Source organism: Labilibaculum sp., from assembly GCF_963664555.1.
GTDB lineage: Bacteria > Bacteroidota > Bacteroidia > Bacteroidales > Marinifilaceae > Labilibaculum.
Genome location: NZ_OY761461.1, coordinates 3,191,211 through 3,206,229, shown reverse-complemented (window position 1 = coordinate 3,206,229; position 15,019 = coordinate 3,191,211). Strand labels below are relative to the sequence as shown.

Below are 15,019 nucleotides of genomic sequence, written 5' to 3'. Positions count from 1 at the left end.
TGTTCAAAATACTCGTTGAGTTAATTTGTTAGGATAAAAATAGCAATAAATGCCAGCAGTATTCCCAATATATTTACTTTGTTCAGTTTTTCTCTGAAAATGCTCAAACCTATAAATACGGAACAAGCTACAATACCAATGTTTACAATGCTGAAAACCACTGAGCTGTCAAATCCTGAATTATTTAATGAGGCAATTAGGAAATAAAGTGAGCCAAAATTAGCAAGTCCTAAAATACTTCCTCCAACCAAAACTTTTGGACGGAACAGGTCACGAAATTTATCTTTACGAATAAGTAAAGTGATTAATCCTGCCATGCTTGCAATCGCAAAAAGCAGAGTCGAAAATTCTTCTGTTCCTCCGGAATTTAAGTACTCCTGTTGCGCATATTTAACTAATGAATCAACGGTTCCTGCTCCAAAAAAAAGGAGTATTGGCAACCAAATATACCTGCGATTTATCTTGCTGCCCTGTTCTTTATAAATACTCAGTAATACCGCACTAATTGCAATCATCATCCCGAAAATTTTTTTGGCAGTTATGGCTTCCTGATAGTACATGATGGAAAAAAGCAAGGGAAGAACAAAGGACATTTTACTAGCCAGAGTAGTTACCGATATGCCTGCTTTTTGTGTCGATCGGCCAATGATAAAGAATACGATGATAAAAAGAACTCCAATTAATATGGATATATTGAACCAGTCTTGTTGAATAAGATTCCTAAAATTGAATGTCGTGTTTGTTAGGAAATAACCACATAAAGAAGCCGTTATATAATTTATAATAATAGCGAGAAGAATATCAATTTTGAATTTCTCCAGATATTTAAAAGTGATAAATATTCCAGTAGAAGTTATAACAGCGAAAAGTAGATTGAGCATAGTCTTAATTTTTGCGCAAAGTAGTGAAAAATACTTTACCTAAAATTAGAAAAGCAGATTCAAAATGAATCTGCTTTCAGGGTAGTAATATAATAGTTAGTAATAAAATTACATTTTTAGTTTCTTGTCGATTTCGTCAATTTGAGTTTTGAAACCTCTGTCAGTATCAATCAAATTGTTTACCGTTTTGCAGGCATGTAACACTGTAGCATGATCCTTTTTTCCAATTTGCGAACCAATGGAAGCTAAAGAAGCTTTTGTTAGTGTTTTCGAGAAGTACATTGCTATTTGTCTGGCCTGTACAATTTCTCTTTTTCTAGTTTTTACCTGCAACACATCAATTGGTAATGAAAAATGATCGCAAACTACTTTTTGAATGTAATCAATAGAAAGCTCTCGCTTTGTATTTTTCACCAACCTGTCGATAATGGTTACAGCCAGTTCAAGATTAAGTTCTTTTTTATTTAAGGTAGACTGAGCTAATAAAGAAATTAATGCTCCTTCCAATTCTCTAACATTATTAGTTACATGACTTGCGATGTATTCAATAACTTCGTTATCAAGTACAATACCATCTTTATATGCTTTCTGATGTAAAATCCGGACTCTGGTTTCGTAATCCGGATTCTGCAGATCCGCCGAAAGTCCCCATTTAAATCTTGAAAGCAAACGATTCTCCATTCCCTTCAACTCAATTGGAGCCTTATCAGAAGTAAGAATTAACTGCTTGCCTGATTGATGAAGATGGTTAAATATATGGAAAAATGTATTTTGTGTTTTTTCCTTTCCTGCTAATTCCTGAATATCATCAATAATTAAAACATCAATCATTTGATAAAAATGAAGAAAGTCATTCTTATTATTATTTCTGATTGCTTCAGTAAATTGTGTTTGGAATTTGTTTGCACTTACATACAATACTGTTTTATCCTGATACAATTCTTTTGTTTTAATTCCAATTGCCTGAGCCAGGTGAGTTTTTCCCAGACCGGAATCACCATACAATACCAATGGATTAAAAGCTGTACCTCCAGGATTTTCAGAAACAGCCACACCCGCTGATCTTGCAAGTCTATTGCAATCACCTTCAATAAAGTTTGCAAATGAATAATCAGGATTTAATTGCGAATCAATGTGCAATTTCTTAATTCCAGGAATAACAAAAGGATTTCGAATAGTTAGTTCTTCTTTATCAGAAGGCATACTAACCGGACGATTTTTTGTGCTTGTGCCATTATTTCCAGGAACTACAACTGAAAAAGGTTTAGAATTTGCAATGTGATTATTCTCCATCACAACATTGTATTCCAATTTAGCACTGTTGCCAATTTCTTTTCGCAGTGTTTTTCTTAGAATATCAATGTATTGCTCCTCCAAATATTCGTAGAAAAAATGGCTTGGTACTTGCAATGTCAGGATCTGGTTCTCCAAGTTTAATGGTACGATTGGTTCGAACCATGTTTTGTAACTTATCGGGGGCACGTTGTCCTTTATTACAGCCAAGCAATTATTCCAAACCTGGAGGTGATGATTATTCATTTCTGTGTCAGTGTTTTAAAAATGTAGGGTGTGCTAAATTTTGCTTATGCAAGATTGTCAAAAAAAAAATGAAAAAAAAATTATTTAACTATTGACTTTTAAAAAACATTTATTACTCTATATAAAACAAGGGATACAGAAACGTAAAAAAAAAGAAATAATTTAAAGTGCTAATAAACAGTTATTTACGCATGTATTTTGTTTAACTTTCTGGTTGTTAGTGATTTCCGAATAGGATACTTTAAGGTCTTAAATACGCAATCTGTAATCAATCTAAAGTAAACATAAAACAGGGTGTGTTAAGTGGGTTATTAAACTGATCTTACAAGGTAGAGATTCAGTTGTTTAAGTTGTTTTGATTTACTATAATCACAGACGTTAAATATAAGTCAATTCTCAGGGCTTATCTTAATTATAAAGGCATCAGGGAAATCATCACGAATTTTTTTAAGTTGTCTGATAATATCCTTATAGTTTTGAGTTTCTCCAATTGTGTATTTATATCTTCCGTTGAAATAGATTTCTTCAATTTTTCTGTGTCCTTTAAATGCCGTGTCATCCAAAGGTATTTGGGAGGCAGAAGACATAATTTGAACCTTATAGTAAACTTGATTTTCTTTATCTCTTTTCTTTTGAGATTTTTCAGAATCCATATAAACAGTTTTTCCTGTGTCAAATAATGAAAAGTGCATGTATTTTTTAGGATTGTTCTTTACATCGATTAGTAAATTGGTCAGGCTGTTTGATGCGGCTTCCAGATTTGTGTATAAGGTATCGTTATTAATTAATAAGCCCATGGAACCTTCTCCTGCATTTATTTTTTCAAGAATTGCATTTGTTTGTTTGAGGGTTGCTTTTGCATTATTTATGGTTTGTGCAATATTGGTAGCAGATAAGGAATCACTAATATTTGAAAAATTAGATAGAATAGTAGATACGTTTTTATTGTTGTCTTTTAAATTTCCTGTTATTGAATCCACATTTGCAAAAATATTTTCGAAATGACTTTTTTGTCCGGTAATGATCGTATCGAGAGTACCGGACGCATTTTCAAGTTTTTTAAAAGTTTGTTCAATACTACCAAAGCTTCTGGTTAAATTATCACGTGTGCTCTCATTAAATATATACTGTATTACTGTAAGTACTGAATCAACACCAGACATTAATTTTTCAGCCTTTTTCTTAAGAGGTAACATCTGCATGCTTACCTGTTCTTTTAAATCACCTTCAATACTTCCCTTAATTGTATCACCTGTTTGAAGCAGGGTTTTTCCTTTTCCGGGAATAATTTTAATCTCCTTTGTACCCATGATGTCTGCACTCTCAATTCGGGCAACAGAATTGGCAGGAAGTTTAAATTGATCAGAGATTGCAAATTCAACCAGAAGATGGTCTGCCGAGGCACCGCTAAATTTAATGGATTTAATTTGGCCAACTTTATAGCCCTTTAATGTAACAGAGCTTGATTTTTTTAATCCATCAACCCTTTCGTATCTTGCATAAAAAACTTGTTCGCTGGAGAATACATTAAACCCTTTAAGAAAGTTAACGCCCCAAATTAAAATTACAATGGCTCCAATAACAACAAGTCCTATTTTTGCGTCTTTTGAAAATTTCATAATTCGGTATTTTAATTTAAGATTGGGTTGTTGTGCGTAATTTGATGGTAAAACTACTTATGTTTTTTGAAGTTTTTTTGCTTTTGACAGGGAAATTCGTTTTCCATTGTAAAATACAACCACAAAACAATCATTAATTACTTTTCTAATTTCTTTTTGAAGTACAACTATCTCGTTGTACTTGTCAGTAGACCCAACAGTATATTTATAAACTCCATCGCTCATACGCTCTTTAATATTTTCGAGATGATTAAAGGCTTTAGAATTTAAAGGTATTTGTTTTGAAGAAGATTTTACCTGAATACAATACTCCAGTGATGAACTTGTTTGCGTTTCGTTAATTACAGGCGTTGCTGCAGTTGTGTCAATACTCACTAATTCTACTTTCTTTTCCAAGACTACGCTGGATTCTTCAACTTTATCTTTGTAATCGCGAAAAGCTCTGAAAATTGCACTGGCTAGATAATCTTGATTTTCAGCATGCTTCAGGTAGTTAGCTTCGGCAGGATTCGAGACAAAACCAACTTCTACTAATATTGATGGCATACTGACTTGCTTCAGAACCCAGAATCCGGCTTCACGAACACCTCTCGAGTGACGGCCTACTCTTGTCTTAAATTGAAATTCGGTTAATTCTGCCAAATTAATACTGTTTTCCCTATTCATACCTTGTAATAAATTAAATATGATATAGGAGGCAGGATTTTGAGGATCGAATCCTTCGTATTTTGTGCTGTAATCATCTTCGTAGAGCATTACAGCATTTTCTTTCATCGCAACGGCTAAATTTTCTTTTGTTTTATGCAAGCCTAAAGTATAAGTTTCAGTTCCGCTAATGGAAGAATTATCATTTGCATTGGCATGAATGGATATGAATAAATCAGCTTTGTTTTGGTTTGCAATTTCTGATCTTCTATCCAAAGGAATAAAAACATCCGTTTTTCGGGTGTAGATAACATTAACATTAGGAAAATATTTTTCTATATAAGCTCCTAATTTAAGTGCAATACTTAAAACAACGTCCTTTTCGTTCAGAATTTTGCTTATGGCACCAGGGTCTTTTCCCCCATGACCAGCATCAATAACTACAGTATTGATCTTGGAATGATTGCTTTGCGATACAGCAACAAGAGGTTGAAGTATAATGATGCATAGCAGTAATAAAACGACTGATGATCTTGTAATTAGACCACGATATATGTATTCCGGAATAATGTTCATTAGAAAAATCTTCATAAAAGAACTTAAAAAATGTTTTTGAAGTTCGTTTCGATTAGGGAATATAGCACTTTTATTTGTATTTTTGGCGTCCTAAGAAAGCGTGACTGTTAAATTTGGTCAAACTAACTTGGCGCTGTTTAATTCGATTATTTTACAAAAATAACAGATAAAAATTGCAATTGAAATTACTACAAAGGGTTTTTATTATTTTCATTGGAATAGTATTTCCATTGAGTAGCTTCGGGTTTATTAATCTGACTAATGATTTTGATAACGATCAGTCAGTTACAGAATGGAATCGTGAGAATTTTTCACACTTGTTGGAAGATAAAATATTTGAAAAAGATACTTTGTTAAAAGTTTCGTCCGATACAATAGTGTCCGATTCTGTTGAAAAGGAGAAGAAAGCTTTTTTCGAAGCGACTATTGAATACAATTCCGATGATACAATTGTTTTTTCTCTTACCGGACAAAAGGTGTTTTTAACCAAGAATGCGTTTGTAAAATATGGTGAGATTGAGTTAAGGGCCTATTACATTGAGCTTGACCTGGAAAAGAAAGAAGCTTTTGCTTACGGGATAAAAGATTCAACGGGAACATTTATTGATACTCCTGAATTTAAAGATGGTGCTGAAGAATTTACCTGTAAAGAGCTTAAATACAATTTTGATACAGGAAAGGGACTGGTAAATGAAATTATTACCGAGCAGGAAGGTGGATTCGTTCATTCTGAAATCACCAAACGTATCGATGACAAAACTTTTTATCTCAGAAATGGAAAATATACGACCTGTGATCATCCTCATCCGCATTTTTATGTGAAAATGACCAAGGCCAAGATGATTAAGGATGATAAAATAGTTTCGGGGCCATTGTATTTGGTACTGGAAGATGTACCTATGCCTATCGGTTTGCCCTTCGCTTTATTTCCTTTTAGTTCATCTTATTCGTCAGGAATAATTGTTCCAAGTTATGGTGAAGAACAACGAAGAGGATTTAATCTTCGTGGAGGAGGTTATTATTGGGCTATCAATGAATATCTGGATTTGGCCGTTACCGGTGATATTTTTGCCAATGGATCGTGGGGTGGGTATATGGAATCCAGTTACAAGAAGAGATACCGCTTCAGCGGTAACATTGCAACAGAATATCATTCCAATACTTATGGCGATAAAGGATTATCAGATTATTCAGAATCGACAGATTTTGCGATTCGCTGGAATCATACTCAGGATTCAAAGGCCAATCCTTATCGGACATTTTCAGCTTCGGTAAACTTTTCGACCAGTAATAATGACAGAAACAACTCACAATCGATACAAAAGATTACAAATAATCAGAAGCAATCAAGTATTTCGTACAGTAAAAAATGGGCCGATAGTCCGTTTAGTTTGAATGCCAGTTTGCGTCACTCACAGAATAGCAGGGATACAACAATTTCTCTCACCTTGCCAAGTATGTCATTAAATATGACTCAGATTTACCCGTTTCGTGCAAAAGGGAAAAGTACTAATTTAAGGTGGTACGATAAGGTGGGAGTGAGCTATTCATCAAAATTGGAAAATAGAATTAATACCAAAGAATATAAGTTGATGAAATCATCATTAGCCACCGATTGGCAGAATGGTTATCAGCATAGTATTCCAATTAGTACCAACTTCAAATTAAGCAAAGATCTTACCCTTTCGCCAACCTTAAACTATCAAGGTGTTTTGTATTCCAAATCAATCCGTAAAAGTTGGGATTCCAGCTTGAATGATGGAGATGGTGGTGTTCGAACGGATACGATTCAGGGGTTTAAGTATGCACACAATTATTCGACCAGTGCCTCGCTTTCGTTGAGTCCTAAAATTTATGGAATGTACACGTTTAAGGAAAGCTCCAAATTAGCCGCTATCAGACACGTGATGACTCCAAGTATTAGTGTGAGTTATACGCCTGAAATGGGAGTTCCAAGAAGTAAATATTATAAAACTTACCGAAACGAAGCTACAGGTAAGGATGTTGAGTATTCAATATTTGATAAGAGTTTATACGGAACTCCGAGTGGAGCACAGGAATCGGGAAGCATTAGTTTTGGCTTGGATAATAATGTTGAGGCGAAAATGCGTACGGCAAATGATTCAACCGGAACAGAGGAGTTTAAAAAGGTGAAAATCATAGAAAGCTTAAAATTTTCTACATCATATAACATGTTTGCCGATTCATTAAATTGGTCGGTTATCAGAATGACAGGAAGAACGAAGCTTTTTAATCAAAAATTGGGATTAAGTGTCGGATCAACTGTCGATCCGTACAAGTTGAATGCTGGTAATCAAAGAATAGATGAATTTGGGCTACGATTAACAAATGCTAACATCGATTTGGATTTTGGTTTGTCAGCAAAAGATCTAAAAGGAGATAGCGGGAAGGACAAAAAAGATGATAAGACTGATGAGCCATGGAGAGATACAAGATATGTTGATTTTGACATTCCCTGGTCGTTTTCTATTGATTATGGCTGGACTTATTCGAAATCAACAAACAAAAAAAGTACAGTCCGTCAGAATGTTGGGATGAATGGAAATATTAGTTTAACTCCAAAATGGAAGGTGAGTTTTTCTACAGGGTATGATTTTACAGATAAAGAAGTAACAGCCTCTCAATTTACAATTACCCGCGATTTGCACTGTTGGCAAATGTCTTTTAATGCCATTCCATTCGGAGCCTATCAATCTTATAACTTCCGAATCAATGTTGAATCTTCGATTTTGGCCGATTTAAAGTATGAAAAGAAACAGGCTTGGCAGGATGTAAATTTTTAAAATCAGGCAGCTATAATATGATAAGGCCGGTATGTTTTCATGCCGGTCTTTTTTATTTCCAAGCGAGAATCCAATTTTTAAGAATCTCTTTGCCGTATTGTGTCATGATGGATTCAGGATGAAACTGAACACCGCATAAATCGAGTTCTTTGTGGCGGATGGCCATAATTACATCATGTTCATCTGTTGCGGTGATACGCAGACAATCAGGGAAATTATTTTTCGATAATGCCCAGGAATGATACCTGCCCGAATTGAACTGAGAAGGAATATTCTTAAACAGAAGTTCGTTATCGTCTGTAAGTAATGTAGCTTTTGGAACTCCATGAACAATTTCCTTCAGGTTGATTAATTCAGCACCGAAATATTCTCCAATGTATTGCATACCCAGACAAACGCCAAGTATCGATTTAGTATTGGCATACCGATCCAGTATTTCGCCCATTACTTTTATGTCTTTAGGCAGTCCGGGGCCGGGAGAAAAAATGAGTTTGTCACAATTTTCTATTTGTTTCCAGTTGACTTGATCATTCCGCATAACAATTACCTGTTCGCAAAACTGCTCAACAATATGAACCAAATTGTAGGTAAAAGAGTCGTAATTATCTATGATTACTATTCTCATTCAAGCTTTTTTATTTTAACTTTGATGTCGCAAAATAAGCGAAATTTTTACAAACACTAAGAGTAAACAAAATGAAAAAAACTATTAATTCAGAAAAGGCACCAAAAGCAATCGGACCATACAGTCAGGCTGTCGAAGCTAACGGAACACTTTACATTTCAGGTCAGCTTCCAGTTGATGTTGCAACAGGAAAATTTGTAGAAGGCGGTGTTAAGGAGCAAACCGAACAAGTAATGAAGAATATCGGTTATATTTTAGAAGAAGCAGGCTATACCTACAAGGATGTTGTTAAATCGACATGCTTATTGAGCGATATTTCTGGTTTTGCTGAAATGAATGCCGTTTACGGTGAATATTACAAAGAAGAATGTCCTGCCCGTGCCGCTTTTGCCGTTAAAGATCTTCCCTTAGGTGCATTGATTGAAATAGAGACCATTGCAGTGAAATAAATTCACCGTAAGTTAAAATAGATAAGGCTGCGAATTTTCGAATTGGCAGCCTTTTTTCTCAGTAAAGGCTCACTTGCTGCACGATGTGGTCTTTCTTTAAAATAATTCAGTCAATGAAACTTAAAATCTACTTTTTACTCCTCATTAGTTTCGTTTTTGTTACTAGCTCTGCTGCACAAAATTTTTTTAAGAAACAACAGATCTCTTTACTCAACCAATGGGATCTTTTAGATACACTTAGTAATCAGTCGGGATTGTTTAAGGTAAAGCAATACAAACCGGTATATATATTATTGGGTAACTATTCCAACAACATCAATCAAAAACCTCAAAGTGATAACCCCAATAATTCAGTATCCGATAATATGTCGCTAAAACAGGTTGAGGTTAAATTTCAAATCAGTTTTAAAACGAAGGTTTTTAATGACTTAATGGGATCAAAACTGGGTGGTGATATATGGATGGGATATACTCAAACCTCCAGATGGCAAGTGTACAACCCCGATTTGTCTCGTCCATTTCGAGAGACGAACTACGAACCCGAAATCATGTATATCATGTCGACTCCATATAAAATATGTGGAATAAAGGGCATCTTTGCAGGGATTGGATTAAATCATCAAAGTAACGGACGATCCGATCCTTTGTCGCGTAGTTGGAATAGGCTGATTGCGCAAATAGCCTGGGAAAGCAAAAATTTAAGTATCATATTTAAACCCTGGTTACGTATTCAAGAGCCTGCCGACAAAGATAATAATCCGAATATTCAAAACTATATGGGCAGGGGAGAGCTAATGGCAGCTTATGGCAAAGGGCGGCACGATATTAGTCTGATTGCCCGACACTCTATGCGCTTTGGTAAGAATAATAGGGGAAGCTTTCAAATTGATTATGCCTTACAAATTTGGGATAATTTAAAACTAAATGCTCAATTATTTCACGGTTATGGCGAGAGTCTGATTGATTTTAACCACAAACAAACAACAATTGGTATAGGTCTTTCGCTTACTCAGTGGAGGTAGAACTTATTCTAAAATAGTCACCCATTACTACTATTGCTGTAAAATAAATTCTCTGAAACTTTAACAGGAAAAGTAAAGGCTGCGAATTTCCGAATTGGCAGCCTTTTGTGTGTTCTGGTCGGTTTTTAAATACAGCTATGCTGATCGTAATAGAGTAGGTTCTTACTGTGATGAATGCCTAATTTCTGCGGTTTAATTTTTGGGTCATCGCTATGGCATCATTCCTTTACTGATAATTATTTGCCCGAATAGTAAGCATTGTTTTTGAGCCAATTATTTGTTTGTATGAAAGCAATTGATTTTGCAATCTTTTCAAATTTCCCTGAATAAGGATCCTCTGCCCAATGATTGGTGACACCAGAAAGGAAATCATCATCATTTTTATCCAGATCATCTATTGTATCAAAAAAGTTTTTGCTATTGTAGAAGCTTATGGTTTGTTGTCCCGTATTTGGTATAACTCATTGATTGTATGATATTGTAATTCTCTGCTAAGTAATAACTTATTTTAAGAATACCTTTTTTTGTTCTGCATAAAGCTATGTTTTGCAGTTTTATGTCTTTGGGTTAAAAAATAGATGATTGGCCCGGCTACAGGAGGCAGAAATGCCAACACCATTCTAAATCCGCCATTTCTTTCATTAATGTGGTTAATAGCATCAATAATGGCAAACAGGTGAAGGGCAAGTGTAAATAATGTGATTAGATAGTTCATGATTTAGGTTTTTTTGTTTTTAACCCCTAAATCTAAGCATAATCCTCCAAGGCGGAAACCATAATTGATATAAATTATGATTCGAATTGTAAATGATATTTGTTTGTTGATAAAGCGTTAAGCTTAATCCCTGTTGGTTTATCCTAAATTAAGAAGCCAAAGTTGGTTGCAGGTAAGTTCTTGCTGTTTCGGGTAGCTTGGTTTAAAATGCAAACCTGTTAAAACCGATATACGGTTGGCGGAATGCTTCAACGCGACGGTCAGGAATTGCTGCGCGATGGTGGAATACTTCAACGCACCGGTCATGAATGGCTGCGCGATGGCGGAATGCTTCAACGCACCGGTCATGAATTGCTGCGCAGTGGCGGAATACTTCAACGCACTAGTCAGGAATTGCTGCGCAATGGCGGAATGTCTCAACGCAGCAGCGAACAATTAGTAAGCACGGGTACAAAAAGGCATTCGTGCAAAAATATCAATTAAATGTGCAGGTGTTTGTATTTACCCATAAATTAAACAGAATGGAATCTTCGGCTTTGTGAAGCTTGCTGGTATTGATGATAATTTATTTTTGTTTAAATTTTAGATTGCTTGTTTTAAAACATTCTAAATTATAATTGTATTTGGAATACAATGTGTTACGCTTTGTGGCGGTTTGCTTGTCTTTTTTGGAAAATGGATGCCAAATAGTAAAACAGTACATATTAATATCATTAAGTATTATTTGTATGTAATCATAAGTGTTTGTAGATTCAATAAATATTATTTAACAAACAAAACAGATATTTAATATGAATGATTCTAGATTTTACCATTGCTCCGATGCGGTTTTTATTTCCTGGGCAAGTAATTTTATTAATTTAATTAAAGAAGAGCAGGCAAAGTTTTCTGTTTTTTCGGTGTATTTTACTCCTGAGAGAATTGCAGAAATTGAAGTTCTTTTTAACGAGGCAAATAATATCCCTTCCGATAAGGTGTATATTGATATTCAGGCCGAGGCTACGGCTGCCGTTAACAGTTGTGTCGAAAAGTGTGCGAAGTTTTTCCAGGCGTGCAAGTTTGATATAGAAATGGTGTTTGCCAACAAAAAACACATCTGGAATCAATTCGGTTTTAACGACTACGAAGAGGCCCGAAAATCGGGTAGGAATATGTTCATGTTTTATTCCGATTTTTTATTGATTGCCAACCTTCATAAGGAAGCTCTGTTGAAAGGAGCATGGAAAGAGGAAACCTACCTTAAGATTGCGGATTATAAAGATAGTTTAAAGATATATATGGATCAGCAAACTAAGTGCAGGGTAGATCGCAGCCGTGCTGCCGACGAGCGCGTGGTAAGCTTAAATAAATTGTACGAAATGCTATCCATGTATCAAAAAGCGGCAAAAATTATATACATCGATAATGAGGAGATGCTGAAATGGTTTAAATTTCCTGTTACGGTGAATGGCAAAAAAGAGGAAGCTGAGGTACCGCTTGTTGAGGCGGAGAAAGATCTTGATTGATGTATTGTTTTTTTGTTTAAACCCTCGGATTGTAACGATTCGAGGGTTTTTTATTGGTGTAAAACAGTTTTCTCTCCTTCCATTTATGGAATCATTAGAAACGGGCATGTGAGGGGGAGTAAAAAAAGCCCCGGGAATTCCGAGGCTAATCTGTTATCCCAATTCATTTTACTTCTGCGAAATCGTATTGTCAGTTTTGCGTGTGTAGGTAAATCTGGCTTGAGGATTCCATGTTTTTCCTTCATCCTGAGAAACTTTGTTTTCTACAGTGAAACTGTTATCATCAACAATAGTGTATATGAATTGTTTGCAGTTTCTTGTCGGATTTTTCTCATCCGTAAAGTTGATTTTTGTATCCTCAAAAACAAGTGCATCATTAATAAAGTCACCTTGAAAAATATCGATGGAAGAAGTCAGATCGTTAAACGCTGCAATTCGGTACATTTTAGTATCCCCGTTGTAAGAATAGTTGATACTTAGGCTTGTAGGGAAGCCATTTTCGCAGCTCATTTTTTCATGAAGTAAATTTGTCGAGGCATAATTGATGTTCGATTCTGTAAGTCCGGCCTCCTGATATTTTCCTTTGCGTCCCATAAATTCCATTTTCACTACCCAGTCACCTTTCAGAAAATCCAACTTACTCATTTCTTCTCTTTGGGGCATTACCAGCAGATTCTTATCAAATTCAGGATTGATTTCAATTTCTTCAATTTGAATCATTCTGTCGCGTTGCCAAAATAATCGTTCGGTAAAAAAGGGGATCACCAATCCGTCAACAGTTCTGAAATCGTCGAAAAATACTTCTGCAGGGATCGATTGAGCGAAATCCACCCATGGAGTTTCACATTTGTATTCCAAATAAGTTTTTGCATCTAAATACCAGGTTTCTGAGGTGCCATTTGCCTTTGTTAATTTTAGAGTGAATACTTCAGTGCCATCAATATCACTTTTGCCAACAAATTCGACTTTATGTCCCTTTTCTTTGTACTTGTAAAAAGGGGTGAAAAATTCCGCTTTTTGTTCAAATACATCTGTTTCATTTTTATTGATGTTACGGGCGTAAAGTATTTCCTGCCAAGGATCAATCGTCCAGCCTTTTTTGCCATCATAGGATTCAATTACGTGCTGTTCTCCTAAATGAAAATCAGCGTAATAGCAAGCCTTATTGGTTTTGAATGCAGTATAGTCTTTTTCCAGACTGAAAGCGGTAAATTTACCCGTTAGTTTCATTGTTTTAACGGCTTCCCATTTCTCCTTGCCACCGTGGGCTTCTATGTGTTTGTCTATAATTTCATCTGCTGTTTGGGCGAATAGTATGGAAGGAAAACAAATAGAAAGGATGACAAGAATGACTTGAAATTTTCTTCGTTTCATGATCAATTTTTTTAGTTTTGAGAAATTAGTTTTTTGATAAATCGTAACAAGCCATTTCTGTTAGGTTTCTTACGTAAAGCTTACCATTTGCAAATGAAGGTGCGGTCCATGATTTTCCGTCAAGAGCCTGGAAGCTACCAATTTCGGTGTAGATCTCAGGTGTGGCTTTTACCTGAATTACTTTTCCTTTATCGGATAAGACCAGTAACTGATCATTTACACAAATTAAACTGCCCTTGCCAAAACCTCTTTTTGTCCATTTTTTTTCTCCCGTTTCAAGAGAAACACATTGGAGAGCGGCGGTATGAAATCCATAAACACAACCCTCGTGGTAGATCGATGATGAATAATCATTTTTCATACTGGTTCCCTGTGTAATTTCTGCCGGTTTGTTGTTTTTTATCTCCAGAACTACGAAACCAGCACTTCTTACCGATGAAACAAATACTTTGTTGGTGTCGAAAACAACAGGCATTGCCATCGTGTTGGCCGAAGCAGATTTATAAGTCCAAAGTGTATCACCTTGAGTATTTAAGGAATGTAATTGTCTTCCATTGGCGAAAATAATATTTTTCACATTATCAATTGTTGCAATAGCGGGAGAACTATAGGTTGGAATTCCTGCTCCATTATTCCACAGTTCATCACCAGTGTTTTTATCAAAGCTCATAAATGCTCTTTTTTCAGTTCCGCCGACTTCAACAATTAAATTATTGTCTATCAGTACAGGAGAGGATGAAAATGCCCATTGAGGTTTCGCGCTTTTATATTTGGCCATAAAATCAACCTGCCAAAGTAGTTTGCCATCTTTCTTTGAACAGGCAGTCAGCTTTCCGTAACTGCTTAAACCATAGATATTGTTGTCTCCAATTACCGGAGTCGATCGTGGCCCATCACCAAAGGTGTCGAAGAAACAAGAATCAACTTTAGTTCTCCACAGTTCATTGCCGGTTTTTGCATCAAATGCAGCAATGTATTCAGAACCAGTAATGCTGTCAGTTTTATCGCTAATCATCGTATATAACTTGTCTTCTGAAATGGTGAGTTCCGAAAAGCCTGCACCTATTTTTTTCTTCCAAAGAAGTTTTGGTCCATTGGCCGGAAATTGATCAAGATTAATAGGTTCGGTTGCGATTCCATTTCTATTGGCTCCTCTAAATTGGTTCCAACTTTCCGGTTTTGTTTCTTGTGCATTTGCAAAAGGGATTTGCAAAACCATTAAAAGGCAAATAAGTAACAAATTAAGTGTTGTCTTTTTCATGATA

14 protein-coding genes are annotated in these 15,019 nt (G+C 35.5%); 5 read left to right on the top strand and 9 right to left on the bottom strand.

The window, feature by feature from the left end:
* Positions 1–20: 20 nt before the first annotated feature.
* From ACKU4N_RS12670 to ACKU4N_RS12655, 4 genes are all read right to left on the bottom strand, one after another.
* Positions 21–881: an EamA family transporter gene (locus ACKU4N_RS12670; RefSeq protein WP_321316739.1), complete on the bottom strand. Its 861-nt coding sequence runs from the start codon at positions 879–881 to the stop codon at positions 21–23.
* A gap of 108 nt (positions 882–989) precedes the next feature.
* Positions 990–2,420, bottom strand: coding sequence for a chromosomal replication initiator protein DnaA (dnaA, locus tag ACKU4N_RS12665; protein ID WP_321316737.1), 1,431 nt, complete (start codon positions 2,418–2,420; stop codon positions 990–992).
* A gap of 389 nt (positions 2,421–2,809) precedes the next feature.
* On the bottom strand, positions 2,810–4,039 hold the full coding sequence (locus tag ACKU4N_RS12660) for an MlaD family protein (protein ID WP_321316735.1): 1,230 nt from the start codon (positions 4,037–4,039) through the stop codon (positions 2,810–2,812).
* Between the two features lie 57 nt (positions 4,040–4,096).
* Positions 4,097–5,275, bottom strand: a complete 1,179-nt coding sequence (locus ACKU4N_RS12655) for an N-acetylmuramoyl-L-alanine amidase family protein (RefSeq protein ID WP_321316733.1) — start codon at positions 5,273–5,275, stop codon at positions 4,097–4,099.
* Between the two features lie 164 nt (positions 5,276–5,439).
* On the opposite strand from ACKU4N_RS12655, the gene ACKU4N_RS12650 reads away from it, so the two are divergent.
* Positions 5,440–8,064 (top strand): putative LPS assembly protein LptD, encoded by a 2,625-nt coding sequence (locus ACKU4N_RS12650; RefSeq protein WP_321316732.1) that lies wholly within the window; start codon positions 5,440–5,442, stop codon positions 8,062–8,064.
* A 52-nt stretch (positions 8,065–8,116) separates the two neighbouring features.
* Here the strand turns inward: ACKU4N_RS12650 and ACKU4N_RS12645 are convergent, their stop codons facing one another.
* A complete protein-coding gene (locus tag ACKU4N_RS12645; protein ID WP_321316731.1) occupies positions 8,117–8,689 on the bottom strand; it encodes an anthranilate synthase component II in 573 nt (190 codons plus the stop codon).
* Positions 8,690–8,760: 71 nt separating this feature from the next.
* Between ACKU4N_RS12645 and ACKU4N_RS12640 the strand changes: the two genes are divergently transcribed.
* On the top strand, positions 8,761–9,138 hold the full coding sequence (locus tag ACKU4N_RS12640; RefSeq protein ID WP_156195974.1) for a RidA family protein: 378 nt from the start codon (positions 8,761–8,763) through the stop codon (positions 9,136–9,138).
* A gap of 113 nt (positions 9,139–9,251) precedes the next feature.
* The gene (locus ACKU4N_RS12635) at positions 9,252–10,160 is read left to right on the top strand and encodes a phospholipase A (protein WP_321316729.1); all 909 of its coding nucleotides are present in this window, start codon (positions 9,252–9,254) and stop codon (positions 10,158–10,160) included.
* A gap of 236 nt (positions 10,161–10,396) precedes the next feature.
* Here the strand turns inward: ACKU4N_RS12635 and ACKU4N_RS12630 are convergent, their stop codons facing one another.
* Together ACKU4N_RS12630 and ACKU4N_RS12625 are read right to left on the bottom strand one after the other, a co-directional pair.
* A complete protein-coding gene (locus ACKU4N_RS12630) occupies positions 10,397–10,594 on the bottom strand; it encodes an endonuclease/exonuclease/phosphatase family protein (protein WP_407937248.1) in 198 nt (65 codons plus the stop codon).
* Positions 10,595–10,668: 74 nt separating this feature from the next.
* The gene (locus ACKU4N_RS12625; protein ID WP_321316728.1) at positions 10,669–10,875 is read right to left on the bottom strand and encodes a hypothetical protein; all 207 of its coding nucleotides are present in this window, start codon (positions 10,873–10,875) and stop codon (positions 10,669–10,671) included.
* Between the two features lie 243 nt (positions 10,876–11,118).
* Here ACKU4N_RS12625 and ACKU4N_RS12620 point away from each other — a divergent pair, with 243 nt between their 5' ends.
* Entirely contained in the window at positions 11,119–11,358 is a 240-nt protein-coding gene (locus ACKU4N_RS12620) for a hypothetical protein (RefSeq protein ID WP_321316726.1), read from the top strand.
* A 308-nt stretch (positions 11,359–11,666) separates the two neighbouring features.
* Positions 11,667–12,380: a hypothetical protein gene (locus ACKU4N_RS12615; RefSeq protein ID WP_321316725.1), complete on the top strand. Its 714-nt coding sequence runs from the start codon at positions 11,667–11,669 to the stop codon at positions 12,378–12,380.
* A gap of 168 nt (positions 12,381–12,548) precedes the next feature.
* Here ACKU4N_RS12615 and ACKU4N_RS12610 read toward each other — a convergent pair whose 3' ends face one another.
* Both ACKU4N_RS12610 and ACKU4N_RS12605 read right to left on the bottom strand, forming a co-directional pair.
* A complete protein-coding gene (locus ACKU4N_RS12610; RefSeq protein ID WP_321316723.1) occupies positions 12,549–13,754 on the bottom strand; it encodes a type 1 glutamine amidotransferase family protein in 1,206 nt (401 codons plus the stop codon).
* A 25-nt stretch (positions 13,755–13,779) separates the two neighbouring features.
* Entirely contained in the window at positions 13,780–15,015 is a 1,236-nt protein-coding gene (locus tag ACKU4N_RS12605) for a BamB-related PQQ repeat family beta-propellar protein (protein ID WP_321316721.1), read from the bottom strand.
* Positions 15,016–15,019 lie beyond the last annotated feature (4 nt).